Source organism: Telluria sp. ZB4P37 (assembly GCF_059685855.1).
Window position 1 is genome coordinate 165,674 of the sequence record NZ_JCASID010000002.1, and the last position, 26,336, is coordinate 192,009.

Annotated in this window: 19 protein-coding genes; 7 read left to right on the plus strand and 12 right to left on the minus strand. The window is 66.5% G+C overall.

Annotated features, from left to right (window positions below):
* Positions 1–17: 17 nt before the first annotated feature.
* Both AC56K1_RS05155 and AC56K1_RS05160 read left to right on the plus strand, forming a co-directional pair.
* A complete protein-coding gene (locus tag AC56K1_RS05155) occupies positions 18–434 on the plus strand; it encodes a hypothetical protein (protein ID WP_497156775.1) in 417 nt (138 codons plus the stop codon).
* A gap of 37 nt (positions 435–471) precedes the next feature.
* A complete protein-coding gene (locus tag AC56K1_RS05160) occupies positions 472–807 on the plus strand; it encodes an RAD55 family ATPase (RefSeq protein ID WP_497156776.1) in 336 nt (111 codons plus the stop codon).
* Here the strand turns inward: AC56K1_RS05160 and AC56K1_RS05165 are convergent.
* The 7 genes from AC56K1_RS05165 to AC56K1_RS05195 all read right to left on the minus strand — a co-directional run bounded on the left by AC56K1_RS05165 (position 761) and on the right by AC56K1_RS05195 (position 10,126).
* Entirely contained in the window at positions 761–1,567 is an 807-nt protein-coding gene (locus AC56K1_RS05165; RefSeq protein WP_497156777.1) for an ABC transporter substrate-binding protein, read from the minus strand. The genes AC56K1_RS05160 and AC56K1_RS05165 overlap by 47 nt on opposite strands.
* A gap of 18 nt (positions 1,568–1,585) precedes the next feature.
* The gene (locus tag AC56K1_RS05170) at positions 1,586–2,239 is read right to left on the minus strand and encodes an energy-coupling factor ABC transporter ATP-binding protein (RefSeq protein ID WP_497156778.1); all 654 of its coding nucleotides are present in this window, start codon (positions 2,237–2,239) and stop codon (positions 1,586–1,588) included.
* Positions 2,236–2,943, minus strand: a complete 708-nt coding sequence (locus tag AC56K1_RS05175) for an ABC transporter permease (protein WP_497156779.1) — start codon at positions 2,941–2,943, stop codon at positions 2,236–2,238. The genes AC56K1_RS05170 and AC56K1_RS05175 overlap by 4 nt, the downstream gene beginning before the upstream one ends.
* Positions 2,940–3,809, minus strand: coding sequence for a formate dehydrogenase accessory sulfurtransferase FdhD (locus tag AC56K1_RS05180; protein WP_497156780.1), 870 nt, complete (start codon positions 3,807–3,809; stop codon positions 2,940–2,942). Before AC56K1_RS05180 ends, AC56K1_RS05175 begins: the two co-directional genes overlap by 4 nt.
* The gene (gene fdhF / locus AC56K1_RS05185; protein WP_497156781.1) at positions 3,806–6,607 is read right to left on the minus strand and encodes a formate dehydrogenase subunit alpha; all 2,802 of its coding nucleotides are present in this window, start codon (positions 6,605–6,607) and stop codon (positions 3,806–3,808) included. The genes AC56K1_RS05180 and fdhF overlap by 4 nt, the downstream gene beginning before the upstream one ends.
* Complete coding sequence (locus AC56K1_RS05190; RefSeq protein WP_497156782.1) at positions 6,604–8,328, minus strand: NAD(P)H-dependent oxidoreductase subunit E; 1,725 nt, start codon at positions 8,326–8,328, stop codon at positions 6,604–6,606. Before AC56K1_RS05190 ends, fdhF begins: the two co-directional genes overlap by 4 nt.
* A 157-nt stretch (positions 8,329–8,485) precedes the next feature.
* Positions 8,486–10,126, minus strand: coding sequence for an OFA family MFS transporter (locus AC56K1_RS05195; RefSeq protein WP_497156783.1), 1,641 nt, complete (start codon positions 10,124–10,126; stop codon positions 8,486–8,488).
* Between the two features lie 123 nt (positions 10,127–10,249).
* On the opposite strand from AC56K1_RS05195, the gene AC56K1_RS05200 reads away from it, so the two are divergent.
* Together AC56K1_RS05200 and AC56K1_RS05205 are read left to right on the plus strand one after the other, a co-directional pair.
* Positions 10,250–11,323: a substrate-binding domain-containing protein gene (locus AC56K1_RS05200; RefSeq protein ID WP_497156784.1), complete on the plus strand. Its 1,074-nt coding sequence runs from the start codon at positions 10,250–10,252 to the stop codon at positions 11,321–11,323.
* Positions 11,324–11,411: 88 nt separating this feature from the next.
* Complete coding sequence (locus AC56K1_RS05205; protein WP_497156785.1) at positions 11,412–12,884, plus strand: class I adenylate-forming enzyme family protein; 1,473 nt, start codon at positions 11,412–11,414, stop codon at positions 12,882–12,884.
* Positions 12,885–12,897: 13 nt separating this feature from the next.
* Here the strand turns inward: AC56K1_RS05205 and AC56K1_RS05210 are convergent, their stop codons facing one another.
* Complete coding sequence (locus tag AC56K1_RS05210) at positions 12,898–13,134, minus strand: hypothetical protein (protein WP_497156786.1); 237 nt, start codon at positions 13,132–13,134, stop codon at positions 12,898–12,900.
* A gap of 233 nt (positions 13,135–13,367) precedes the next feature.
* On the opposite strand from AC56K1_RS05210, the gene AC56K1_RS05215 reads away from it, so the two are divergent.
* The gene (locus AC56K1_RS05215) at positions 13,368–15,644 is read left to right on the plus strand and encodes a family 1 glycosylhydrolase (protein WP_497156787.1); all 2,277 of its coding nucleotides are present in this window, start codon (positions 13,368–13,370) and stop codon (positions 15,642–15,644) included.
* A 153-nt stretch (positions 15,645–15,797) separates the two neighbouring features.
* On the opposite strand, the gene msbA is transcribed toward AC56K1_RS05215, so the two are convergent.
* Complete coding sequence (msbA, locus tag AC56K1_RS05220; protein ID WP_497156788.1) at positions 15,798–17,534, minus strand: lipid A export permease/ATP-binding protein MsbA; 1,737 nt, start codon at positions 17,532–17,534, stop codon at positions 15,798–15,800.
* Positions 17,524–18,789: an O-antigen ligase family protein gene (locus AC56K1_RS05225; RefSeq protein ID WP_497156789.1), complete on the minus strand. Its 1,266-nt coding sequence runs from the start codon at positions 18,787–18,789 to the stop codon at positions 17,524–17,526. Before AC56K1_RS05225 ends, msbA begins: the two co-directional genes overlap by 11 nt.
* Positions 18,790–18,846: 57 nt before the next feature.
* Here AC56K1_RS05225 and AC56K1_RS05230 point away from each other — a divergent pair, with 57 nt between their 5' ends.
* Positions 18,847–19,692 (plus strand): glycosyltransferase family 2 protein, encoded by an 846-nt coding sequence (locus tag AC56K1_RS05230; RefSeq protein ID WP_497156790.1) that lies wholly within the window; start codon positions 18,847–18,849, stop codon positions 19,690–19,692.
* A 111-nt stretch (positions 19,693–19,803) separates the two neighbouring features.
* Positions 19,804–20,859, plus strand: coding sequence for a DUF5694 domain-containing protein (locus AC56K1_RS05235; protein ID WP_497156791.1), 1,056 nt, complete (start codon positions 19,804–19,806; stop codon positions 20,857–20,859).
* Positions 20,860–21,198: 339 nt separating this feature from the next.
* On the opposite strand, the gene dnaE is transcribed toward AC56K1_RS05235, so the two are convergent.
* Both dnaE and AC56K1_RS05245 read right to left on the minus strand, forming a co-directional pair.
* Positions 21,199–24,696 (minus strand): DNA polymerase III subunit alpha, encoded by a 3,498-nt coding sequence (dnaE, locus tag AC56K1_RS05240; protein WP_497156792.1) that lies wholly within the window; start codon positions 24,694–24,696, stop codon positions 21,199–21,201.
* An 85-nt stretch (positions 24,697–24,781) separates the two neighbouring features.
* Positions 24,782–26,251, minus strand: a complete 1,470-nt coding sequence (locus tag AC56K1_RS05245; RefSeq protein ID WP_497156793.1) for an Ig-like domain-containing domain — start codon at positions 26,249–26,251, stop codon at positions 24,782–24,784.
* Between the last annotated feature and the right edge of the window lie 85 nt (positions 26,252–26,336).

Consider the following 26,336-nt stretch of genomic DNA (forward strand, 5'->3'; position numbering starts at 1 on the left):
AGCGACTGCCTGAACCTATGCCAACACAGACTGAGCTGCTCGCAAGGATCATGGAGCGCATTGCTTCAGCTAACGCTTCCGCCACGGCCGCGCAGGCAGCCGCGACCTGGCGTGTGATGTTCGACTGCTTCGCGCCCCTGCTAGGCCCGCTGAGCGCTCACCTGCTGTTCGCACGCAGCGTGACCATCCATCGCAAAGCCTTCCCGTGGCTGCCGCAGGCGTCCGCATCCCAGCCGGCCGCAGCCTTCGAGGCCTTCGTCCACAGCCTCGAAGGCTGCACGCCTCGCGACATCGACGCGGTCAACCGCGCCCTGCTGGACACCTACACGAAGCAACTGGAGGAACTGATCGGCGCGCGCCTCGCGGCCCGGTTCCTGGATTCCGCATTCCCGCCCAAGGGCGCCGACATCAATATTCAGGAGAACGCGGCATGACCGACAAACTTGACCTGCGCCCACTGGCGCCAGGGGCGTGCGCGAGCTCGACCTGTCGGTCGACGAACTGCTCCACGAACTGCTCGCGAAAATCGACGCCACGGGGGCGACCCGGGTCGTGCTCGATTCGCTGTCCGGCTTCGAGCTGGCCATCGCCCCCGAAGACCGCGATGATTTCCGCGAAGGCCTGTATCGCCCGACCACCGTCCTGCGCTTGAAAGGCGTTACCTTGTTCCTGACCTGCGAACTCGAAGACCGCTTCCACGAGCTGCGCCTGGGTTCGCTCGGAGCGGTTGCGCGGCCAGGGTGCGGACCAGGCTGGAGCCCTAGCGCGCTGCCGACGGGAAGAACAGCTGCTCGCCTTCTGGCTTGAAGGCGGCGATGCGCGCCTGCCCGTCGCTGGACGTGATCCACTCGATCAGCGCCTTCGCTCCACGATAGTTTACGCCCTTGTGTTTGGCTGGGTTGACCGCGATGATCCCGTAGGGATTGAACATGCGCCTGTCGCCTTCGACCAGTACGGCCAGGCCGGTTTTCGCGCGGTAGGCGCCATAGGTGGCGCGGTCGGTCAGCGTATAGGCGCGCATTTCGGCCGCCATGTTGAGCACCTCGCCCATGCCCAGGCCCGCCGAGACGTAGCTGGCCCCTGCCGGTTTGCTTGCCGCCTGCTGCCAGTAGCCCTTTTCCATCACATCGGTACCGGAATTGTCGCCGCGCGATATGAAGCGCGCGCCGCTCGCCGCAATCTTCTGGAACGCGGCGATGACATCCTTGCCGCCCTTGATGCCGGCCGGGTCGCTCGATGGGCCCACGACGATGAAGTCGTTGTACATCACGTCGCGCCGGTCCACGCCCCAGCCCTCCGCCACGAATTTATCCTCGAGCGCTCGCGCATGCACGAGCGTCACGTCGACGTCGCCGTTCCTCGCCAGTTCGAGCGCCTTGCCGGTGCCGACCGGGATCACGTGCACTTTCGTGCCTGTCTTCGCCTCGAAGGCCGGCAGCAGCGCTTTGAGCAGGCCGGAGTTCTCGGTGCTGGTGGTGGTGGAGAGACGAATGACGTCCTGGGCGTGGGCCAGCGGCGCGGCCAGCAGGACGCCAGATAGCAGGACGGTAAAGGTACGGCGTTGCATGGATGCTCTCCTGGTTGGTCAACGAAGTTCAAGGCGCCCGTCGCGCAGCTTCAGGCGGTGAATGCCGGGCAGCCCGATCAGGTCGCGGTCGTGGCAGGCCATCACCACGCTGCTGCCGGCGTCCAGCAGGGTCGGAATCAGGGCCATCACCTGCTCGCGCGCCGGGCCGTCGAGATTGGCGGTGGGCTCGTCGAGCAGCAGCAGGCGCGGTTGCAACACGCGCGCCCGCGCCAGCGCCACGCGCTGCTTCTCGCCGCCGGACAGGCGGTTGGGAGCCGTGTCGCGCAGGTGGGCCACGCCGGCCCAGTCCATCGCTTCCTCGACCGCGGCGGCGATGCTGCGGCGGTCGTCGCCGCGCGCGACCAGGCCGTAGGCAATGTTGTGGGCGACGCTGGTCGAGAACATGATCGGGTGCTGGTGCACGAACACGATGGCGCGGCGCAGCGCTGGCGGATACGGATGCAGGGGCATGCTGTGGCCATCGAATTCGACCGTGCAGGCTTCGCAGCGTTCCAGGCCGGCGAGCGTGCGCAGCAGCGTGGACTTGCCCGCGCCGTTCACGCCGGTCAGCACATAGGCGCTGGCGGCCTGGATGCTGAGGGTGTCGATGTCGAACAGGGTGCGCTCGCCGTGGCGCTTGTGCAGCCCGTGCACGGTCAGCAGCGCACTCACAGCCTGCCTCCGGCCGCATGGGCCTCGCCCTGCAGCAGCACCAGCGCGCCGTTCATCACCAGCGCCAGCGCCACCAGCACGATGCCCAGCGCGATGCCCTGGGCGAAATCGCCCTTGCTGGTCTCGAGCGCAATGGCGGTGGTGATCGTCCGGGTCTGGCCTTCGATGTTCCCGCCCACCATCAGCGCGCAGCCCACCTCGGAAATCACGCGCCCGAAGCCGCTGATGACGGCGGCCATGACGCCGTAGCGCGCCTCGTGCAGCACCGTGAGCATCACGCGCCAGGTTGATGCGCCCAGTGCCACGGCGGTTTCGGCATAGCGCGGATCGGCTGCCTGCACCGCCGCCAGCGTAAACGCAAGCAGCACCGGCAGGCCGATGATCATCTGGCCGAGGATCACGCCCTGCTGGGTGAACAGCCATTCCAGACCGCCCATCGGCCCGCGCCGCGACAGCAGCAAATACAGCAGCAGGCCGATCAGGACGGTGGGCAGCGACAGCGCGGCCTGGGCCAGCCAGATCGCCAGGCGGCGGCCCGGGAAGCGGTGCAGCGCGATCACGTAACCGAGGAAGATTGCCGGCGGCGCGGCCAGCAGCAGGCCGAGGATGCTGGTCTTGAGCGAGACCCAGACGATGTGCCACAGCGCCGCGTCGCCGGAGAACAGGAGGGCGAAGGCGTGCGAAGTCGCGTCCAGCACGGTCAAGCCATCCGGGGGGCGTTCAGGGGCTCCAGCAGGTCGGGCTCGAATACGAGCCGTTCGTGCCCGGCCAGCAGCAGGAAGTGCTTGCCCGAGCAGCGCGCCAGCAGCGACATGCCGACCTTTTCCGCCACCATGTGGCCCATCTGGGTGGTGCCGGAACGCGACAACAGGAAGGGAATGCCCATCTGGGCGCCCTTGATCACCATCTCCGAGGTCAGGCGCCCGGTGGTATAGAACACCTTGTCGCCCCCCGCGAGACCGTCGAGCCACATCAGGCCGGCGATGGCGTCCACCGCGTTGTGGCGGCCGACGTCCTCGACAAAATACAGCAGCGTGCCGTCACTCGAGAACAGCGCGCAGCCATGCACCGAGCCGGCCTGCTTGTAGATCGATTGCTGGGTGCGGATGGTCTCGACGATGCGGTAGACCACCGACTGCGCCAGGCGTGCGTCAGCGGGGAGTACGATCTGGTCGACTTCGTCCATCAGGCCGCCGAACACCGAGCCCTGGCCGCAGCCGGTGGTGACGACCTTCTTCGCGGTGCGTTCCTCCACGTCCGCGATGCCGCTGCGGGTGCTGACAGCCACCGCATCGACCGCCCAGTCGACCTGGATCGAGACGATGTCTTCCAGCGCGCGCACCAGCCGCTGGTTGCGCAGGTAGCCGAGGGTCAGCGCTTCAGGCGCGCCGCCCAGCGTCATCAGGGTGACGATCTCGCGTTTGTCCACATACACCGTAAGGGGACGTTCGGCGGGGATCGCGATGCCGGATTGCCGGCCGCGCTCGTCCAGCGCGCTCACCTCGTGGGTGAGGCGGGCGCTGGCGTTTGACAGTTCAGGTCGGTAGCGTGGCAGGTCTTTGTGGTTCATCTTGCCAATTGTGCCATGCCGGCCAGGATTTGGCCGCCACCGTAGCTGCCCTGCTGCGCCACCTCCCCTCCCGGCGTGAGCTTGATCGCGCAATACTTGAACTCCGGGATCTTGCCGAACGGGTCAAGCGCCGCATTGGTGAGGCGGTTGATGGCTGCCTCGTAATAGCAGAAGGGCACGAAGATCGCACCCACGGGCGAGCTGTCGTCGGCGCGCGCATACAGCACCACTTCGCCGCGGCGCGAGGCGATCGTGATTGGCTGCCCCGGGGCGATACCCATGCGTTCCATGTCGAGCGGGTGCACCAGCGCCACCGGATCGGGTTCGATCGCGTCCAGCACCGTGGCGCGGCGGGTCATGCTGCCCGTGTGCCAGTGTTCCAGCTGGCGGCCCGTAATCAAGACCAGCGGGTAGTCGGCATCCGGGCGCTCGTCGGCCGGGATGATATCGGCCGGCACGAAGCGCGCCTTGCCGCCCTCGCGCGGGAAGATCTCGGTAAACACCACCGGCTGGCCGACGTCGCCCTCGTTCATGCACGGGTAGACCACGGCGCCGTTGCGCTCCAGGCGTTCCCAGGTGATGCCGCCGATGCTGGCCATGGTGTGGCGCATCTCGTCGAACACTTCCGACACATGGCCGTAATTCCACGGCAGGCCGAGGCGGTTGGCCATCTGCTGGATGATCCACAGGTCCTGCTTCGCGTCGCCCGGCGGGTCGATGGCCTGGCGGCCCAGCTGCACCAGGCGGTCGGTATTCGTAAACGTGCCGGTCTTTTCCGGGAAGGCGGACGCCGGCAGGATCACATCGGCGAGGTAGGCCGTCTCGGTCAGGAAGATGTCCTGCACCACCAGGTGTTCCAGTGCCGCCAGCGCGGCGCGCGCGTGGTTGGCGTCCGGGTCGGACATGGCCGGGTTCTCGCCCATGATGTACATGCCGCGGATCTGGCCGGCATCGATCGCGTCCATGATCTCGACCACGGTCAGGCCCGGCTTCGGGTCAAGCGTGGCGCCCCAGGCGGCCTCAAAACGAGCGCGCGCGACCGGGTTGTCGACGCGCTGGTAATCCGGCAGCATCATCGGGATCAGGCCGGCGTCGGACGCGCCCTGCACGTTGTTCTGGCCGCGCAGCGGATGCAGGCCGGTGCCCGGACGGCCGATCTGGCCCGTCATCAGGGCCAGGGCGATCAGGCAGCGCGCATTGTCGGTGCCATGCACGTGCTGCGACACGCCCATACCCCACAGGATCATCGATCCCTTCGAGGTCGCGTACAGGCGTGCCACGTAGCGGATGGTCTCGGCGTCGATGCCGCAGATCGGCGCCATCGCGTCCGGGCTGTAGTCGGCCACGTTCGCTTCGAGCTGTTCGTAGCCGATGGTGCGGCTGGCGATGAAGTCCGCATCGACCAGCTTTTCGCTGACGATCACGTGCATCATGGCGTTGAGCAGCGCGACATCGGTATCGGGCTTGAACTGCAGGTAGCGATGCGCATGGCGCGCCAGCTCGGAGCGGCGCGGGTCGAGCACCACCAGCTTGGCGCCGAGTTTGACCGCATTCTTGATCCAGGTGGCGGCCACCGGGTGGTTCACGGTCGGGTTGGCGCCGATGATGACGATGACTTCGGCACGGGTCACGTCCATCACCGGGTTCGAGACCGCGCCCGAGCCGATCCCTTCCAGCAGGGCCGAGACCGACGAGGCGTGGCACAAGCGGGTGCAGTGGTCGACGTTGTTGGTGCCAAAGCCCGTGCGCACCAGCTTCTGGAACAGGTAGGCCTCTTCGTTGCTGCCCTTGGCCGAGCCGAAGCCGGCCAGCGCATTGCCGCCGTGAGTGTCGCGGATGCTTGCCAGCTTGCCGCCGGCCAGCGCCAGCGCTTCTTCCCAGCTCGCTTCGCGGAACACGTCCAGCACGCGGTCCGGGTCCATCGTGAAGTCGCCGGTCTTCGGCATGCCCTCGCGGCGAATCAGGGGCTTGGTAAGGCGGTGCGGGTGGTGCGCATAATCGAAACCGTAGCGGCCCTTGACGCACAGGCGGCCCAGGTTGGCCGGGCCGTTGCGCCCTTCCACGAACAGGATCTTGTTGTCCTTGACGTTATAGGTCAGCTGGCAGCCGACGCCGCAGTAAGGGCAGACCGAATCGACCTGCTTGTCCGGGATGTGCAGCGCCACTTCGCGCGCCGGCATCAGCGCGCCGGTCGGGCAGGCCTGCACGCATTCGCCGCAGGCCACGCAGGTGGAGGCGCCCAGCGCATCGTCCTGGTCGAACACGATCTTCGCGTTCTCGCCGCGGAAGGCCAGGCCGATCACGTCGTTGACCTGCTCGTCGCGGCAGGCGCGCACGCAGCGGGTGCACTGGATGCAGGCATCGAGGTTGACGGTAATCGCAGCGTGGGTCGCATCGATTTGCGGCTGGGCGCGGGTCGCGGCAAAGCGCGGCTTGCCCACGCCGAGTTTCTCGGCCCAGATATCGACTTCGTTCCTGCGGGTGTATTCGGCTTCCGGCATGTCGGACTGAAGCAGCTCGAGCACCATCTTCTGGGCGGCGACGGCGCGCGCGCTGTCGGTGCGCACCTTCATGCCGGCAGTCGGGGCCCGGCAGCACGATGGCGCCAGCACGCGCTCGCCGTCGATCTCGACCATGCAGGAGCGGCAGTTGCCGACCGCTTCATAGCCTTCCTTGTAGCACAGGCGCGGAATCTCGACACCTTCGCGCTCCGCGACCTCGATCAGGGATTCGTGCGCGAGCGCCGTGACGGCGCGGCCATTGAGTTCGAAGGTAACGGTCGGGGTCATCGCGTTCATGCTGGCACCTGCGGGGTCGGGGATTGCGTGAGCTCGTGCGGGAAGTATTTGATGACGCAGTCGAAGGGATTCGGCGCCGCCTGGCCCAGGCCGCAGATCGACGCGTCGCGCATGACCTGCGACAGTTCGCCCAGCAGCGGCACGTCCCAGACGGGTTGCTTGACAATGTCCAGGGCCTTGGCCGTGCCGTTGCGGCAGGGCGTGCACTGGCCGCAGGACTCGTCCTTGAAGAAGGCCAGCGTGTTGCGCGCGGCGGCCGTGGCGCTGTCGTGGTGGGACAGCACCACCACCGCGGCCGAGCCGATGAAGCAGCCATACGGCTGCAGGGTATCGAAGTCGAGCGGGATGTCGCCCATCGATGCGGGCAGGATGCCGCCCGAGGCGCCGCCCGGCAGGTAGGCATAGAACGCGTGCCCTTCCTGCATGCCGCCGCAGTACTCCTCGATGAGCTGCGTGATCGTGATGCCGGCCGGGGCCAGCTTCACGCCCGGTTCGCGCACCCGTCCCGATACCGAGAACGAGCGCAGGCCGCGCCGGCCGTTGCGCCCGAAGCCGGCGAACCAGTCGGCGCCGCGCTCGAGGATCTCGCGCACCCAGTGCAGCGACTCGAAATTGTGTTGCAGCGTCGGGCGGCCGAACAGGCCGACCTGGGCCACGTAGGGCGGGCGCAGGCGCGGCATGCCGCGCTTGCCTTCGATCGATTCGATCATGGCTGATTCTTCGCCGCAGATATAGGCGCCGGCGCCGCGGCGCAGGAAGATCGGGGGCATGCCCTGCACCGGCGGATCCGCGCGCAGCTGTTCCAGCTCGGCCTCCAGCATGGCGCGGCAGCCGTGGTATTCGTCGCGCAGGTAGATATAGATGGCCTCAATGCCGACCGCCCAGGCGGCGATCAGGGCGCCTTCCAGGAAGCGGTGCGGGTCGCGCTCGAGGTAGACGCGGTCCTTGAAGGTGCCCGGCTCGCCTTCGTCAATGTTGATCGCCATGAGACGCGGGCCGCTTTCCGCGCGCACGATGCGCCATTTGCGCCCCAGCGGGAAGCCGGCGCCGCCCAGGCCGCGCAGGCCGGAGGATTCCAGCGTGCCAATGACCTGCTCGACCTCGTGCTGCCCGCCGGCGCAGGCGCGCAGTAGCGCATAGCCGCCGCCCTCGCGGTAGGCCGCGTAGTCGACGTGGCCCCCAAACGGTTCACGCGTTTCGCCGCGCGCTACCTTCGCCACCAGCTTTTCCACGGTCGCATGCGGCACCGCATGCTGCCCCACCGCCGCCGCCGGCGCCTGCTCGCAGCGGCCGATGCAGGGCGCCGCCAGCACGCGCACTTCGCGGCCCAGCAGTGCCGGCAGCTTCTCCAGCAGCGCCGTGGCGCCTGCCATCTCGCAAGACAGGCCCGCGCACACGCGCACCGTCAGCGCGGCGGGGGCGGCCTCGCCCTCTTTCACCAGGTCGAAGTGGTGATAGAAGCTGGCCACCTCGTAGACCTCGGTCTGCGCCAGGCGCATTTGCTGTGCCAGCGCAGCCAGGTGCTGGCTCGACAGGCAGCCGAAGCTGTCCTGGATCTTGTGCAGGTGCTCGATCAGGAGGTCGCTCTGGGTTGACGCGCCGCCGAGCAGGGCCTGCACTTCAGCCAGGGCTTGCGGGTCGACGCGCCGGCCTTTGGGGGCTTCGCGCTTGCGCTGGCGGCTGGCGCCGGAAATGGCGATCGGGATGATAGGGTGGTTCATGGGGTGTCCCAATTATTTCGTGTTGCGTTGATTCGTTGTTGAATGCAGCCCGGCGGTTCAAAGGGTGGTTGAACGCGCGGGAAGGTGGGCAATGCGTAGTTCAGGCCACTGGCCTGAACTACCATTCCCGCGTGTTCAAATCACGCTCGAGCAGACGTCAATTAAACATCGCCGACGCCTTCTGCAGCGTCACCCAGATGCCGAACATCAGCGGAATGCCGACCGCCATCCAGGCGAGTGTCGTCATGGCCGGGTTGGCGGCCGTGGCGGCGGTGCCGCCGCCGACGCGGGTGCCGCTGGTCGCGGTGATTTCCTTCTCGCGCGCCAGCTTCTTCTCGGCCGCCAGTTCATCGTCGGTCATGAAGTGGCGGTTGTCCAGCGGACGGATCATTGCATTGAGCCCGATACCGACCACGACCAGCCCGGCCAGCACATACATCGTCACGTCGTAGGCCTGCGCCTTCGGCACGCCGTTGGCGATCTGGTATTCGCGGATGTAGTTGATCAGGAGCGGACCCACCACGCCGGCAGCGGCCCAGGCGGTCAGCAGGCGGCCGTGGATTGCGCCGACCATCTGGGTGCCGAACAGGTCGGCCAGGTAGGCCGGCACGGTGGCGAAGCCGCCGCCGTACATCGACAGGATGATGCAGGTGCAACCGACGAACAGGGCCAGCTGACCGGCGTGGCCGGCGGACGGAATCGATACGTACAGGATGAAGCCGAGGATCAGGAAGACGAAATAGGTCGCCTTGCGGCCGATGTAGTCGGAGCACGAAGCCCAGCCGAAGCGGCCGACGATGTTGAACAGCGACAGCAGGCCGGTGAAGCCGGCGGCGATCGCCGCGATCTGGCCCTTCTGGGCCGCGTCGAGGTCATTGATCCCCAGGTCGAGGCCGATCAGGCGGCCGCCGAATACTTCCTGCAACAGCGGCGAGGCCATGCCCAGGATGCCGATGCCGGCCGAGACGTTCAGGAACAGCACGCCCCAGATCAGCCAGAACTGCGGAATGCCCCAGACGCGGCTGGCGTGTACGTGGCGCGTGGTGATCATGGTGTTGCCGCTCGCGGCCGGCGGGGTCCAGCCTTCCGGCTTCCAGCCCGAAGCAGGCACGCGGTAGGTCATCGCGCCGGCCACCATGAAGACGAAATAGATCGCTGCCAGGGCCAGGAAGGTTTCCCAGACGCCGACCGAGGTCGGGGTGGCAAAGTACTTCATCAGCTTATCGGCCAGCGGTGCGCCGATGACGGCGCCGCCGCCGAAGCCCATGATGGCCATGCCGGTCGCCATGCCGCGGCGGTCCGGGAACCATTTGATCAGGGTCGACACCGGCGAGATATAGCCCAGGCCCAGGCCGATACCGCCGATCACGCCGGAACCGAGCCACATCAGCCAGATCTGGTGGGTATACACGCCCAGCGCCGAGATCACCAGGCCGCCGCACCAGCACACGGCCGACACCAGGCCGGCCTTGCGCGGGCCCGCATGCTCGAGCCAGCCCCCGAACAGCCAGGCCGCCAGGCCCAGGAAGACGAAGAACAGCGTGTACATCCAGCCCAGCATCGAGATCTTCCAGTCGCAGGTGGTCGCGAAGACCTGCGCCATGAAGCTCATCTCGGCCGGGCAGGCCAGCGACTCGCTGATGCCGAGCGCTTTCGACAGCGGCAGCCAGAACACGGAGAATCCGTAGGCCATGCCGATGCACAGGTGGATCGCGAGCGCGGCCGGAGGGACCAGCCAGCGGTTGAAGCCCGGCCCTGCGATCGTGTGCTCCTTGTCAAGAAAACTAAATAGCGCCATGTTGTCTCCAGATTTTTATAGGAATGGGTATATGCTTTTAAAAGCATATTAAATCATCAAATTTTGTTATTTCCGCGAGACTAACATGATGTTTTCTGGGTAGAAATAGGCTATTTTGAGCATATGCTTAACATTCACATCCGCCCGCATTGGGAAATCAGCATCAAGGGGGAAGCGCCGCTCGACACGGGCGACCTGCTCGGCCTGCTGCTGTCGATCCAGGACACCGGTTCGATCGCACAGGCGGCCAAGTCGGTGAAGCTGTCCTACCGCTATGCCTGGGGCTTGCTGCGCGCGGCCGAGGAGCTGTTCGGCCAGCAGCTGCTGCAGACCGGGCGCGGACGCGGCACGGTGCTCACGCCGCTGGCGCAAAAGCTGGTCTGGGCCGACCGCCGCATCGCCGCCCGCCTGTCGCCCACGCTGCAAAGCCTGGCTTCGGAACTCGAAGCGGAACTGGTGCGCATCACGGCCGGGCGCCTGCGCGCGCTGCGTCTCGATGCCAGCCACGGCTTTGCGGTAGCGGCCCTGATGGACTGCGTCGACCGCGACGCCCTGCCGATCGATTCGCGCTACCGCACCAGTACCGATGCGGTGGTCGCGCTGGCGCGGCGTGAATGCGACCTGGCGGGCTTCCACATCCCGATCGGGCGCTTCCAGGCCCAGACCGCAGCGTGGTACCTGCGCTGGCTCGACCCGAACCAGCACTGCCTGCTGCGGGTGGCGGGCCGCGAGCAGGGCCTGATCACGGCACGCGGCAACCCGCTCGGCCTGCGCGGCCTGGCCGACCTGGCCGCGCCCGGCGTACGCTTCGTGAACCGCCAGGCCGGCTCCGGCACCCGCATGCTGCTCGAGATGATGCTGGCGGCCGACGGCCTGCCGGTCGACGCCATCCAGGGCTTCCACAGCGCCGAGTTCACCCATTCGGCAGTGGCGGCGTTCATCGCCAGCGGCATGGCCGATGCCGGCGTCGGCATGCGCGCCGCCGCCGCCCAGTTCAAGCTCGACTTCATCCCCCTGGAGCGCGAGGTCTATTATTTCGCGGTGCGGCGCGACGCGCTCGACGAGCCGGCCATGGGGCAGCTGCTCGAGCTGATGCGCGCGCCGTCGTATCACCGGCTGGTGGCGGCGCTGCCGGGCTACGATGCGCAGGGGACGGGGGAGGTGGTGTCGATCGGGGAGGCGTTCGGGTTGGCATGAGTGACACGAAACCCGTAGGGTAGGCAGGTCTTCCTGCCCACCCTACGGGTTGCCTCGATGCGGCCGAGCGGGTATAAAGCAGGCGGCCATGATCGATCCCGCTACCCTCCCCGCGCGCATCAGCGCCATCGTCCGCCATCACGCCGAACGCGCACCGCACGCCTCCGCGCTGGTTGAAGACGGCCAGGCCTGGTCCTACGCCGACCTCCAGCTGGAAATCGACCGCTACGCCACCCTCCTGCCCACCCTCGGCATCGGCCCCGGCGACCGCGTCATGTTAGTGAGCGAAAACTGCGTGGCGCAGGTCGCCCTGCTGTTCGCGATCGCCAGCCTCGACGCCTGGAGCGTCAACGTCAACGCGCGCCTGAGTCAGGCCGAACTGGCCGCGATCCGAACGCATGCCGGCCCGCGCCGCGTGCTCTACACGACGGACGTGTCGCTTGATGCGCTGGCCCATGCCCGGCGCGAGGGCGCCCTGCCCTGTGGCGGCGTCATGGCCGGCCCGCTCGACCCGACTGTCCTGCCGGAGCCGGTGTCTGCCTGCGGCGCCCAGGTGGCCGCGCTGGTCTACACCACCGGCACCACCGGCCGACCCAAGGGCGTCATGCTGACCCATGCGAACCTGCTGTTCGTCGCCGCGACCTCGAGCGCGCTGCGCGGGCTCGCGCCAGGCGACCATGCCTGCGGCGTGCTGCCGATCTCGCACGTGTACGGGCTGGCCTCGGTCATGCTCGGCACCCTGCATGCGGGCGCCTGCCTGCACCTGGCGCCGCGCTTTTCCGGCGCGGCGCTGCTGGCCCGGATCCAGGACGGCAGCCTGACGATCCTGCAGGGCGTGCCGGCCATGTATGCGCGACTGCTGGTCCTGGCCGGCAGCGCCGCGCCGCTGCGCTCACGCCTGCGCTTTTGCTATGCCGGCGGCTCGCCGCTGGACCCGGCGCTCAAGCGCGATGCCGAGAGCCTGTTCGGCCTGCCCCTGCACAACGGCTACGGCTTGAGCGAATGCGCGCCGACCGTGTGCCAGACGCGCCTGGACGCACCACGCAGCGATGTGTCGGTGGGCCACCCGATTCCCGGCGTCGAGGTGCGCATCGACGGGGCGAACGGCGAGCTCCTGGTGCGCGGTCCAAACGTCATGGCCGGCTATTACCGCGACAAGGCAGAGACGGCGGCGGCGCTGCGTCCCGGCGGCTGGCTCGCCACCGGCGACCTCGCGGCACTGGGCGACGACGGAGCACTGTTCATCGTGGGCCGACTGAAGGAACTGATCATCCGCTCGGGCTTCAACGTGTACCCGCTCGAAGTCGAGACGGCACTCAACAGCCATCCAGGCGTGCTGCAGTCCGCGGTGGTCGGGCGCACGCTCGATGGCGGGGAAGAAGAAGTGGTCGCTTTTGTGGAGAAGACTGGAGGGCATATGGTCGATGCTGCCGCGCTGCAGGAATGGCTGAAGCCGCGCCTGGCGCCCTACAAGCGGCCCTCGACCATCGTGTTCATGGACGCGCTGCCGGCCGCGCCCAGCGGGAAGATCCTGAAAAGCAGGCTCCTGCTGCCCGCTTGAGCCTGCTGGACAGTCAGCGGCGCCGCTTCTTCCAGTTGTAGCCGGGACCGGTGACGTCCACGCCGGGGTGGCCGACCAGGTCCGGATGCTCGGACGCCATCGTAATGAAGCGCAAGTTTTCGCCCTCGCGCTGGCGCCGGCGCAGGGTTTCCATTTGCTGCATCGCCTCGACCATCTCTGCCGTCTCGAACAATTTCTCGTGCGGCATGCAGTTGTCGTCTTCAACGACCGTCCAATACACCATATACATTGCGTCCTCCTAAGCCAGATTATCGCCCAGGCGCGCCATCGCCTGGCGCACACCATGCTGTTCCCAGATATCAGCAGTAGTTTCCTGATCGCAGAAGTTAGCCCTAGAAACTGAGAAATTGCACTTAAAAAGTAGGACTGGTCCGAAAACGTCCTTATATGTGCGCCATTTCACACAACTCGCCCCACTCGCCAATTAGGCTGATGCCTGTCTTCACAAACGCGGGTCAGAACATGAACACACAGATGAATTCCCAACCGGCAGGCGCCGCAGCGGGGACGCCCGAGCTGGCGCTCTGGGGCGGACTTGAATGCACGGTCAACCGCGTACGCGACAATTACTTCAGCCAGATGGAACGCAATGGCCATGCAGACCGCCTGCAGGACATCGAGCGCTTCGCCTCGCTCGGCATCAAGGCGATCCGCTATCCAGTGCTATGGGAGCGTACCGCCCCCGACGGCATCGAATCGGCCGACTGGTCCTGGTCCGACGAACGCCTGCCGGCACTGCAGCAACTGGGCGTCACCCCGATCGTCGGCCTGATCCACCACGGCAGCGGCCCAAGGCATACCAGCCTGGTCGATCCCGCCTTTCCCGAAAAGCTCGCCGAGTACGCCGGCGCGGTAGCCCGGCGCTACCCCTGGGTCGAGTACTACACCCCGGTCAACGAACCCCTGACCACGGCGCGCTTTTCCGGACTGGCAGGCGTCTGGTACCCGCACGGCGGCGACGAGGCCACCTTCGTACGCGCCCTGCTCAACCAGTGCCGCGCCACCGTGCTGTCGATGCGTGCGATCCGCGCCGTCAACCCGGACGCGAAACTGGTCCAGACCGACGACCTCTCCAAGACCTATGGTACCCCGCAGATGGAAGAGATCTCGACCTTCTTCAATGACCGCCGCTGGCTGGCCTGGGACCTCTTGTGCGGGATGGTGGACGAGCAGCATGCGCTGTGGAGCTACCTGCTCGAATCGAACGCCACGGCGGAAGAGCTGCTCTGGTTCCGCGACAATCCCTGCCCGCCCGAGATCATGGGCGTGAACTACTACGCCACCAGCGAGCGCTGGCTCGACCACCGGCCGGAGCGCTATCCGGAATCGCGCCGTCACGTGTACCGCGGCATCCCGCATGCGGACATCGAAACCCCGCGCGCGCTGGCCACGCCCACCCCCGGCATCGCGCCGCTGCTGATGGAAACCTGGGAGCGTTACCGCCTGCCGATCGCCATTACCGAAGCCCACATCGATGCCAACCGCGAAGACCAGCTGCGCTGGCTGGTGGAGATCTGGAACGCCGCGCGCAAGGCACGCCAGCAGGGCGCGGACATCCGCGCCGTCACCGTCTGGGCGCTGCTCGGCTCCTACGACTGGAACTGCCTGGTGACCGAATGCCGCGGCTATTACGAGCCGGGACCCTTCGACGTGCGCGGCGGCGAGCCGCGCCCGACAGCCTTGGCCACCCTGATGCGCGAGCTGGCCACGAGCCGTCCGCTGTCGAGCCCCGTGCTGCAGGGCGAAGGCTGGTGGCGCCGCCCCGGACGCTTCATGTGCAAACCCGTGGCCACCCGTACCGCGGTGGCCGACATCGCGATCCGCAGCCGGTTCAAGTCGAACACCGTGCAGCCGATCCTGATCACCGGCGCGACCGGCACCCTCGGCTCGGCCTTCGCACGCATCTGCGACAAGCGCAACCTGGCCTACCATGTGCTGACCCGCCAGGAGATGGACATCACCGACCCGCAATCGGTGGAAGCGGCCATCACGCGCTTCCGGCCCTGGGCCATCATCAATGCGGGCGGCTATGTGCGCGTGGACGAGGCCGAGGGCGATGCCGAGCGCTGCATGCGCGAGAACACCCTCGGGCCGACCGTGCTGGCCCTGGCCTGCATCCGCCACCAGCTGCGCTTCATGACCTATTCGACCGACCTGGTGTTCGACGGCGCCAAGGGCGCGCCCTATGTCGAGTCGGATGCCGTCAACCCGCTGGGCGTGTACGGCCGCAGCAAGAAGGAGGCGGAGCAGCGCGTGCTGGAAGCCGACCCGCAGGCCCTGGTAATCCGCACCAGCGCCTTCTTCGGTCCCTGGGACCGCCACAACTTCGTGACCCAGGCGCTCAATGCGCTGGAAGCCGGGCACTCCTTCCAGGCGGCGGGTGACATGGTGGTCTCGCCGACCTATGTGCCGGACCTGGTGAACGTCTCGCTCGACCTGCTGATCGACCGCGAGCGCGGCGTGTGGCACCTGACCAATGCGGAAGCCGTCAGCTGGGCCGACCTGGCGCGGCGCGCCTGCGATGCGGCGGGGGTGGATGCGTCGAGGCTCGAAGTGGTGTCGTCGGCGGACTGCGGCTTCGCCGCGAGCCGGCCGGGCTTGAGCGCACTGTCGAGCGAGCGGGCGCTGATGCTGCCGTCGCTGGACGATGCACTGCGGCGCTACCTGGAAGCGATGCAGGACCGGGCGCATGGCCGGGATGCGGAGCGGCCGGGGGAGGCGGCGCATTACGCGAGTTAATCCAAAAACGGAACTTCAAGTACAACTTGGGTTCCCGCCTTCGGGGGAACGACGGTCTATGAGCTGACAGCTAGCGGTGAGGCCGTCATCCCGGCGAAGGCGTGAACAATGCCACTGGCATTGTTCACCCCACCTTTGTACCGCAGCCCGACATTACGAACTCGCCGCGCTATCTGCCGCCACGAACTGCAACCGGTACAAATTCGCATACATCCCATTCGCATCGAGCAGCTCGGCATGCGTGCCCTGCTCGACGATCTGCCCGTGCTCCATCACCACAATGCGGTCGGCCCGTTCGATGGTCGACAGGCGGTGCGCGATCACGATGGTGGTGCGGCCCGCCATCAGGGTTTCCAGCGCGGCCTGCACGGCGCGCTCGGACTCGTTGTCGAGCGCGGACGTCGCTTCGTCCAGGATCAGGATCGGCGCGTCCTTGTAGATTGCGCGTGCGATCGCCACGCGCTGGCGCTGGCCGCCCGAGAGGCGCATGCCGTTCTCCCCAATGCGCGTGTCCACGCCCTCTTCCAGCTTGGCCACGACGTCAAGCAGGTGCGCCGCGCTCACCGCCGCGGCGAGCCGCTCGTAGTCGATGGTCTCGAAACCGTAGGCGATGTTCGCCGCCAGCGTGTCGTCGAACAGCACCACGTTCTGGCTCACCATGGCGAGCTGGCCGCGCAGGCTGGCCAGGCGGATGTCCTGGTAGGGCACGCCATCCAACAGCAGGCGACCTGCTTCCGGATCGTAGAAGCGCGTCACCAGGTTGACGAACGTCGACTTGCCGCCGCCGGAGATGCCCACCAGCGCCACCGTCTGCCCCGGCTTGACCTCGAGCGTCACGTCGTTCAGGGCCAGGTTCATCGCGTTCGGGTAGCGGAACGAGACGCTCTCGAAGCGCAGGTGCCCTTGGGCGCGTCCCAGCTCGCGCGTGCCGGTGTCGACTTCGGCCGGAGCATCGATCAGTCCGAACACCGTCTCGGCCGCCGCGATCCCGCGCTGCATCGGACCGTTGACTTCGGCCAGCGACTTGAGCGGCGTGAGCAGCATCAGCATCATCGTGACGAACTGGACGAACTGGCCCTGGGTCATGTCGGCCTGGATCGCCAGCACGATCACCAGCGACAGCGCCATTGCGGTAGCAATCTGGGTGATCGGCGTGGTAGCGGCAAAGGCCACCGTCATGCGCTGCGAGAAGCCGCGCAGGGCTTCGCTGCGCGCATGGAAGCGCGCGCGCTCGTAGCGCTCGCCCGAGAACACCCGGATCACCTGGTGCCCACGGGTGGCTTCCTCGACCACTTGCGTCATCTCGGCGGTCACGCGCTGGTTGTCGCGGTTCAGGCGGCGCAGGCGCCCGGTGGTGGTGCGCACGATGACGGCGGTGAGCGGGATCACGACGATGGCCACCAGGGTCAGTTTCCAGTTCAGGTAGAGCAGCGTGGCCAGCAGGCCGATCACGACCAGGGTGTCGCGTACGCAGGCAACGAATACCGACTGCAGCATGTCGACGACCTGGCGCACGTCGGCCACCACGGTGTTGATGATCTTGCCGGTCGACTCTTCATGGAAGCGCGCCACCGGCAGGCGCAGCACGCGGTCGAACACCATCGCGCGCAGGTCGTTGAGCACGCGGCTGGTGACCCAGTTGTTCAGGTAGGCGGTGGAAAAGGTGCCAACGCCGCGCAGGATGAAGATCGACACCAGCACGCCCGGAATCCACCACAGGCTGAACGGCACTTTGTCCTTGAAGCCGAGGTCGATCAGCAGCTGCAGCGCCCAGCCCAGCAGCGGCTGGGTGGCGGCGGTCAGCGCCATCGACAGCAGCGCGAGCCAGGAGCGCGTCTGGTAAGGCTTGACGACCGCCAGCAGGCGTTTGACGATAACTTTATTTTCCAATTTGTTTGTCCAATCCGTCTTTCAGATTCAGGCAGAAGCCCATGAGCAGAAACACCATGAGCGCATAGAACATGCTGCCTTTCAAAGACCAGAAAATCACTTCGGTCAGGCCGAAGCTGAAGTAACTGAGCACCACCAGCATGCCGGCCAGGGCCGGCGCAAACTGCGGCTTAGCCCTGTGGGCCTCGCGCCCGAGCACGCGCGCAAAGAAGGCGAAGGGCATGGCCAGGATGCCGATCCAGGCCAGCAGGCCGAACACGCCGCCGGTGGCCAGCGCCTGCAGGGCGTCGTTGTGCAGGTGCTCGGCCGGCAGGATCACTTCCTGGATCTTGCCTTGCGCCGCCAGTTCCCGCAGCCCGGCGCGCACCATCTCCGGATCGCGCCCGAACAGCGGACGCTCCTCGATCAGGTAGCCGGCGGCCTTCCACAGCTCCAGGCGCACGCCGACATTGGTAAAGGCGCTTCCGCCGTCGAGCCAGGTGCGCACGTCGTCGACGCCCTGCCCGACCCGCGCCTGCAGCCCGGTCGCGGGAATGAAGAAAGTGGAGGCGAACAGGGCGAAGCTGCCGACCAGCAGCAGGCGCACACGCCGGCTGCGCAGCAGGTGGGCATAGGTAAGGAACAGGAGCGCGGCCAGCGCCAGTGCGACCCAGCCGCCGCGGGTGCCGGTCATGACGCATCCAGCCAGTCCGGCCACCGCGCCCAGCGCCGGCAGGATAGCCTTGCGGGTGCTGTGGCGGTAGTCGACGGCGGCAGCCAGCGCCACCAGCGCGAGGCACAGGGCGAGGTCGCCGAAGGTAATGGCATTGAGCCAGCCGCCCGGGCGGTCGATCCCGAGCACGATGCGCTGGTAACCCACGAAGGGCAGCGCGCAGACGGCGCCCAGCACCACGCCCCACCACAGCGTGGCGCGCGGCGGGCGCGCCAGCACCACCAGCGCCGCCGCGCTCAGGCCGAACAGCATGCGCGAAGGATTGTCGAGGTATTCGATATGCGTTTCCGGCCGCGCCAGCACGAACGCCACCGCAAGCAGGAAGTTCAGGCCGAAGGCCGCCACCACCCAGCGGATGTCGCGCCAGTGCGGCGCCAGCGCGTCCCAGGCCCGGCGCGGCACGAAGAGCGCGGCGAGCAGGAAAACGAGGCTGGAAAAGCCGATACCGGAAGGGGTGATGAGGCTAAGGAAAGGGAACAGGAAAACCAGGAAACCGATCCAGCGCTGCATCGGCACCCCGATTTTCGTCTGATTATTGTTCATTCATGTTCTTGTAGGATAATCTTGCCGACCCTGAGCGCGTGATTTTATCGGATACCCATGCAGCAAGACCAAACCATTTCTGTCGTCATTACCACCTACAACCGCCCGGATGCATTGGAAGCGGTGGTGGAAGCCTGCTTCATGCAGGACGACCAGAATTTCGAAATCATTATCGCTGATGACGGCTCCACTGCCAACACGCGGGAGCTTCTCGATCGCCTGCGGGCGCGCTCGCCGGTGCCCTTGAAGCACGTGTGGCAGCCGGACCGGGGCTTTCGCGCCGCGATGGCGCGCAACCGCGGCACGCTGGCGGCAACCGGCGACTATATCATTTTCCTCGACGGCGATTGCATCCCGCAGCGCGACTTCGTCTCGCGCCACCGGCTGCTTGCCCGGCCGGGCTTCCTGGTGTCGGGCAGCCGCATCCTGCTCAGCCCTGCGCTGACGCAGCAGGCGCTGCTTGAAAAGATCGACCTGCCGGCGATGGGATTGGCGGACAAGCTGCGCTACCGCCTGCGCGGCGACATGAACAAGGTATTGCAGCTGCTGTTCCGGCTCCCAGACGCCGGGCGCGAGCGGCGCAGCTTCAGCTGGCGCCGCATCAAGAGCTGCAACCTGGCGGTGTGGCGCGCGGACCTGGAGAAGGTCAATGGCTTCGACGAGAGCTTTGTCGGCTGGGGCCACGAGGATTCGGACCTGGTGGTGCGCCTGTTCCACGCCGGCGTGCTGCGCAAGGACGGGGCGTTTGCGACGGAAGTGCTGCATCTGTGGCACCGCGAGGCCAAGCGCGACGAGGAATCGAGCAACCGCAAGGTGGTGTTGGAGCGCGCGGCGAACAAGACCACGCAGGCGGCGCGCGGGTTGCGCGAGCATGCGGGCGAGGATTTCGCCGCCCCGCTCTGAGCTGGCCCGGGTCATGCGCGGCGCATTGACCCTCCCCTGCCGGCGTGGAAATATGGGGCTACCGTCAAACCAACAACAGAAAGAGAGTTCCTGGTGCGCCAACTGATCTCGATGATTGCTCTCGCAGCCCTGTCGGGTGCCGCCGCTGCCCAGGGCTACCAGCCCGGCTTCGATCCCGCCCGGCTGAAAGGCCCGGCGTCCGGCCCGGTGAACGAGGTGCTGGTGCTGGGCACCGCCCACCTCTCGACCCTGCCGCCCGCGTTCGACCCTGCCAACCTTCGCCTGCTGAACGACCGGCTGGCCGGCTGGCGCCCGCAGGCCATCGCCGTGGAAGACCTGTCGGGCGCGCAGTGCGATTTCCTGCGGCGCTACCCGCAGCGCTACCAGGAAACGGTCAAGTCGTATTGCTGGGACCCGGCGCCTGCCAAGGCGGCGACCGGATTGGACGTGCCTGCCGCCACGGCGCAGGCCGAGCGCCTGCTGGCCGCCTGGCCCGCGGCACCCTCCCCCTCGCAGCGCCGCCAGCTGGCGGCCGTGTTCCTGGCCGGCGGCGAGCGCGCCTCGGCACTGGTGCAGTGGCTGCGCCTGCTGGAAACCGAGCGCCGCGCAGGGGACGGCCTGGACACGGCGCTGGTCGAGCGCCTGAACAAGCAGGCAAGCCAGCGAAACGAAAGCTACCTGATCGCCGCGCGGCTGGCGGCGCGCCTGGGCCACGAGCGTGTCTACCCGATGGATGACCATACCGCGGACAGCGAGAGCCCGGACCAGAAGGCAGCGGGCGAGGCGATCATGAAGGCCTGGGACAACCCGGCGACCGCACAGCGCAGGCGCAACGACGAAGCGCTGCGGGCGCGCCTTGGCACACCGGAAGACGTGCTGTCCATGTACCGCGCCACCAATGCGCCGGGCGAAGCGAAGCTGGCCTTCGACAGCGATTTCGGCGCGGCCCTCGAAGAGCCCTCGCCCCGGCGCTTCGGCCGCAACTATCTCGGCTACTGGGAAACCCGCAACCTGCGCATGGCGGCGAATATCCGCGAGCTGCTGGGCACGCAGCCCGGCATTCGCATGCTGGTGATCGTCGGCGCCTCGCACAAGGGCTACCTGGAAGCCTACCTGCACCAGATGCATGACGTGCGCATTGTCGACGCTGCGGCCCTGCTGCGCTGACGATGCCATTTTCCCGCCTGCGGCGCTGCGTGCGCGTCACCCACTAATGGATTACAGCGGGCGGAAGGATTTCAGTCATCCGCTGGTGATCGTGAGTGCGGTGCTGGGGCTGGGTGGGGTGTGGCTGCTGGTCGTGAGCCTCATCCCGCGCGGGCGCGGTGAGGCGTTGGCGGTATGCGATGAACTTGGGTCCCGGCCTTCGCCGGGACGACGGTTTCAAGATTGGTGGGCGAAATACCACCTGCGCTATTCGTCACGAAAATTAAAGACCGTCATTCCCGCCACTGGCATTGTCCCGGCCAAGTTTATGTGCGTAACCGCGGCGCGGCCGAGCAAGCGTTAGTACTCCACCGCCACGTCCTTCGCCCCCACCACCAGCTCCAGCTGCTGCTTGAGCGTATCCGACGGCGCCACGCGCCATTCGTCACCGAGCTGTAGAACCGCCTCGATCCCCTGCGGCTTGATGCGCAGGCTTACCGGCATGCCGTCCTGCTGGCGATGCGGCTGCAGCACCTCGGCCAGCTTGGCCAGGTTCAGGTTCGTGTCCACGTCCATCTCCAGCTTGAAGCCGTACTGGATGCGGGCGGCGGCGATGTCGTAGGCTTTTTCGGCGGTGATGCGCAGGCCGCCGTTGAAGCGGTCTTCGGATACCTTGCCGACCACCAGCAGGAACTCGTCTTCCTTGAAGATGTTCTTGTTCTGCTCCAGCAGCTCGCTGTAGACGGTGACTTCGACCACGCCGGTCTTGTCGTCGAGCGACACGATCAGGAGCTTGCCGCGCTGGGTCATCTGGGTGCGCACGCCGGTGATCACGCCACACAGCATGCGCGGGTCGCGCGAGGGCTCGAGGTCTTTCAGCTTGGTCTTGGCGAAGCGCCGCACCTCGCCCGCGTAGGAGTCGAACATGTGGCCCGACAGGTAGTAGCCGAGCGCGATCTTTTCTTCGGCCAGCTTCTGGCGGTCGGTCCAGGGCGTGGCTTTCACATATTCCGGCGGCGCGACCAGGTCGGAGTCAATGCCGCCGAACAGGCTGACCTGGTTGGCTGCGGCGGCGGCTTGTCCGGCCGCTTCCATCGCGAAGCCCACCGAGGCCAGCAGGATCGCGCGGTCGACGCCGAAGCAATCCATGGCGCCGGCGCGGATCAGGGATTCGATGGTGCGGCGGTTGATCTGCTTGCGGTCCACGCGCAGGCAGAAGTCGAACAGGTCCTTGAATTTGCCACCCTCGGTGCGGGCGGCGATGATCGCTTCGATCGCGCCCTGTCCCGCGCCCTTCACGCCGCCCAGGCCGTAACGGATATTGGATACCTGCTTGCCGGTGACGGACTTCGGCTGGCCCTCCGGCGTGAAGCGGAACTGCGATTCGTTGACGTCGGGCGGCAGCAGCGTGAGCTTGCACACGTCCAGCGCGTCCTCGACCAGGATCTTGATCTTGTCGGTGTCTTCCATGGCCAGCGACATGTTGGCTGCCATGAACGCCGCGGTGTGGTGCACCTTCAAATAGGCCGTGTGATAGGACAGCAGCGCATACGCGGCCGCGTGCGACTTGTTGAAGCCGTAGCCCGCGAACTTCTCCATCAGGTCGAAGATCTCGTCGGCCTTGGCCGTGCTCAAGCCGTCCTTCGCCGCACCGGCGCGGAAGATCTCGCGGTGCTCGGCCATCTCTTCGGCCTTCTTCTTGCCCATCGCGCGGCGCAGCATGTCGGCGCCGCCCAGCGAGTAGCCGCCGACGATCTGCGCCATCTGCATGACCTGCTCCTGGTAGACCATGATGCCGTAGGTCTCGGACAGGATGGACTCGGTGCGCGGGTCCGGATAATCGAACTTCTCGCCGTGCTTGCGCTTGCAGAAGTCGGGGATCAGGTCCATCGGGCCCGGACGGTAGAGCGCGACCAGCGCAATGATGTCCTCGAAGCGGTCGGGACGCGCATCTTTCAGCATGCCCTGCATGCCGCGCGACTCCAGCTGGAAGATCGCGACGGTTTTCGCGTCGGACAGCAGCTTGTACGAAGGCCGGTCGGTGAGCGGCAGGGTTTCGAGGTTGAAGCCGGCGTCGACCGGGTCGAGCGCGCGGATGTAGTTCACCGCGCGGTCCAGGATGGTAAGCGTAGTCAGACCCAGGAAGTCGAACTTGACCAGGCCCACGGCCTCCACGTCGTCCTTGTCGTATTGCGAGACCACGCCGGTGTCGCCGCTTTGCGAATACAGCGGGCAGAAGTCGGTGAGCTTGCCCGGCGCGATCAGGACGCCGCCGGCGTGCATGCCGATGTTGCGGGTGATGCCCTCGACCTGCTGCGCCAGGTCGAGCAGCTGCTTGACCTCTTCCTCGTTTTCCAGGCGTTCTTTCAGCAGCGGTTCTTCTTCGATCGCCTCCGCAATCGAGACCTGCTTGCCCGGCTTGAACGGGATGAGTTTCGAGATGCCGTCGCAGAAGTTGTAGCCGAAATCGAGCACGCGGCCGACGTCGCGGATCGCGCCTTTCGCGGCCATGGTACCGAAGGTGGCGATCTGCGAGACCGCGTCGCGGCCGTACAGGTCCTTGACGTGCTGGATGACGAGTTCGCGCTTTTCCTGGCAGAAGTCGATGTCGAAGTCGGGCATCGAGACGCGTTCAGGGTTCAGGAAGCGCTCGAACAGGAGGTTGTATTTCAACGGATCGAGGTCGGTGATCTTCAGCGCGTAGGCGACCAGCGAGCCCGCACCCGAGCCGCGGCCCGGGCCGATCGGCACGCCGTTGTTCTTGCCCCACTGGATGAACTCCGCCACGATCAGGAAGTAGCCCGGGAACTTCATCTTGCAGATGGTGTTGTTCTCGAACTCGAGGCGCGCTTCGTAGCGCGGGCGCTCGGCTTCGCGCTTGGCCGGATCGGGGAACAGCTGGATCAGGCGCTCTTCCAGGCCCTTCTTCGTCTCCGCCACCAGGAAGTCGTCGATGCTCATGCCGTCCGGCGTCGGGAAATCGGGCAGCTGGGGTTTGCCCAGCGTGAGGGTCACGTTGCAGCGCTTGGCGATTTCCACCGAATTGGCGAGCGCGCCCGGCAGGTCGGCGAACAGTTCCGCCATCTCTTCCTGCGACTTGAAGCACATCTCTTCGTTGAAACGGCGCACGCGCTTGGCATTGGCCAGCATCTCGCCTTCGGCGATACAGGTGCGCGCCTCGTGGGCGATGAATTCATCCTTGCTGATGAACTGCACCGGGTGGGTCGCCACCACCGGCAGGCCCAAACGGCCCGCCAGCGCCACCGAATGGCGCACCTGCTGCTCCTGGTTGGGCTGGCCGGCGCGCTGGATCTCGATGTAGAAGTGACCCGGGAACATGGCGGCCCAGCGCTCGGCAGCCCGTTCGGCACGCACGATATCACCCTGGTCGACGGCCTGGCCGATGTCGCCGAAACCCGCGCCCGACAGCACGATCAGGGCATTGTCCTGCGGCGCGTCCGGTTCCAGGGTCGAGGTGCTGGTGGCCAGCGCTTCCAGCCACTCGGCGCGGATCTCGGCGCGGCCTTTCCACTGGTTGGTGAGCCAGGCTTTGGAGAGCAGGTCGCACAGCTGCAGGTAGCCGGTGTGGTTCTTGGCCAGGATCAGCAGGCGCGAGGGCTTGTCGCGGTTGTCGTCGTTGGTGATCCAGGCGTCGACGCCGACGATCGGCTTGATCCCCTTCCCGCGCGCCGCCTTGTAGAAGCGCACCAGGCAAAACATGTTGGCCAGGTCGGTCACGGCCAGCGCCGGCTGCTTGTCCTTCGCAGCCGCCCCGACCAGGTCGTCAATACGGACCAGGCCGTCGACGATCGAGTATTCGGAGTGGATGCGGAGGTGGGTAAAAGTCGGGGAAGTCATGCCGACATTTTACCCCGGCCGGGCGACGGCTGAAGTTGCATTTCTGCATCGTAGGGCGGGCGAGTTTCCCGCCCGCCCTACCAAATCAGCCTTCCGGATAGTCCTGCTTGTACTTCGTCATGGCCGGATCCCTGCCCGAGCAGACATAGTCCTTGTTCGGGATGGACGAGCCGGTGAACGCGAAGGTCCCGTTCGACCCGTTGATCGTCCACCAGGTCGTCGACTGGCCCTTGTCGATGCCGGCGGCGCCGCAATCGTTGGCGCCATTCTGCCGCTTGTTACAGAACCGTGCGAACACGTGGGCAATACAGTTGTTGGTGTACGTGACAATGTACTTGCTGCCTTCCATTTTCGCCGAACTCGCCAGGCAGGACGGATTGCGCTGCGGCGTATAGCAGCCGTCCTTGTCGGGCACACCGCCCGACGGTGGCGGCGGAGTCGGCGTCGGGGTGGGTGTCGGCGTTGGCGTTGGGGTCGGGGTCGGGTTGGGGGACGGCGTCGGGTCCGGATACGGCACGAACGGGGCCGACGAGGTGCGGAAACTCCATTTGAATTCGCTCGACAGCGGCGTGCCGCTGGCCGAACGCACGCCCGTGGTCAAGGTCACCTCGTACCAGGTGTAGGAGGCCAGCATGTCGGGACGGAAGCGAACCTGGTCGGAACGGATCTCGAACCTGCCCGTCACCTGGGCGTTGTTGTTCAGGTTGACCACTTTCAGCGTGTTCGCGTTGATCGAATTCGGATCCACCGCGACACCTTCCCTGAACACGACCGAGACCGGCGATTCAGGCGGGACATCGACGATGCCCGGTTGCGGATAGACAGTCAGGTCGCCGGCCACATGGAAATACACGGTCAGCGAGGGCACCGGCAGCGAACGCCCGCCGGTATCCTTGATCTGGCTGTTCAGCGTGATGGTGTAGCTGTCCGGCGGGAACCCGGCGGTCGAGGTCGTGGTGAAGCTCACGGTGCGTCCCGCTACCGCGATCGTGCCCTGGAACTGCCGTCCCATCGACTCGTTCCTCACGACGAAAGCGGTCGAGCCCACGGTGGCCGGATTGACGTCCTTGTCGAAGGTGATCGACACGGTGCGGGCCACGCCGGCGCCGAAGGCCGGGGCGCTGCGCAGGACGGTGCCGTAGGCCGGGCTGGTGGCGACGATATTCAGGTAGTTCGCCGGCGTGCTGCCCTTGGTGCAGACATTGCCCACCACGGTCAGCGGATAAGGACAGCCGGTCGGCGCCGGGCCGGTGTACGGCGGCGACGGCGTCGGGTTCGGCGTCGGCGGTGGATTCGTGACCGAGCCCGATGGCACGCAGGCGCCGTTGCTCAATACCTGGCCCGACTGACAGCTGGTCGGCGGGGCCACGCACACGCCGTTTTGCAGCGTGCCGATCGAGCAGTCGGCAGTGGTCGTGAACGACCACGACACGGGCGCGTCGAGCGTAGCGCCCGATGCCGCCCGCAGGCCCTGCTGGAGGGTGACCGTATAGCGGGTGTTCGGGCGCAGCTGGGAGGTTTCGCCCTGCCCCGTCAAGAGCCGTAAAATTCGCAAAGCTCTTTTTTATCAAAAGAGCAAAGGGCGAATTTTAATTTACCGCAACTTTCAACGCAGCATTAATTCAACGAAGACAGAATGT

What these genes read in the sequence shown, in the direction of transcription:
- AC56K1_RS05155 (WP_497156775.1), top strand. Translation starts at nt 18, where the DNA reads ATGCCAACACAGACTGAGCTGCTCGCAAGGATCATGGAGCGCATTGCT.
- AC56K1_RS05165 (WP_497156777.1), bottom strand. Translation starts at nt 1,567, where the DNA reads ATGCAACGCCGTACCTTTACCGTCCTGCTATCTGGCGTCCTGCTGGCC.
- AC56K1_RS05180 (WP_497156780.1), bottom strand. Translation starts at nt 3,809, where the DNA reads ATGAACCACAAAGACCTGCCACGCTACCGACCTGAACTGTCAAACGCC.
- fdhF (WP_497156781.1), bottom strand. Translation starts at nt 6,607, where the DNA reads ATGAACGCGATGACCCCGACCGTTACCTTCGAACTCAATGGCCGCGCC.
- AC56K1_RS05190 (WP_497156782.1), bottom strand. Translation starts at nt 8,328, where the DNA reads ATGAACCACCCTATCATCCCGATCGCCATTTCCGGCGCCAGCCGCCAG.
- AC56K1_RS05195 (WP_497156783.1), bottom strand. Translation starts at nt 10,126, where the DNA reads ATGGCGCTATTTAGTTTTCTTGACAAGGAGCACACGATCGCAGGGCCG.
- AC56K1_RS05200 (WP_497156784.1), top strand. Translation starts at nt 10,250, where the DNA reads ATGCTTAACATTCACATCCGCCCGCATTGGGAAATCAGCATCAAGGGG.
- AC56K1_RS05205 (WP_497156785.1), top strand. Translation starts at nt 11,412, where the DNA reads ATGATCGATCCCGCTACCCTCCCCGCGCGCATCAGCGCCATCGTCCGC.
- AC56K1_RS05210 (WP_497156786.1), bottom strand. Translation starts at nt 13,134, where the DNA reads ATGTATATGGTGTATTGGACGGTCGTTGAAGACGACAACTGCATGCCG.
- AC56K1_RS05215 (WP_497156787.1), top strand. Translation starts at nt 13,368, where the DNA reads ATGAACACACAGATGAATTCCCAACCGGCAGGCGCCGCAGCGGGGACG.
- AC56K1_RS05225 (WP_497156789.1), bottom strand. Translation starts at nt 18,789, where the DNA reads ATGAACAATAATCAGACGAAAATCGGGGTGCCGATGCAGCGCTGGATC.
- AC56K1_RS05230 (WP_497156790.1), top strand. Translation starts at nt 18,847, where the DNA reads ATGCAGCAAGACCAAACCATTTCTGTCGTCATTACCACCTACAACCGC.
- AC56K1_RS05235 (WP_497156791.1), top strand. Translation starts at nt 19,804, where the DNA reads ATGATTGCTCTCGCAGCCCTGTCGGGTGCCGCCGCTGCCCAGGGCTAC.
- dnaE (WP_497156792.1), bottom strand. Translation starts at nt 24,696, where the DNA reads ATGACTTCCCCGACTTTTACCCACCTCCGCATCCACTCCGAATACTCG.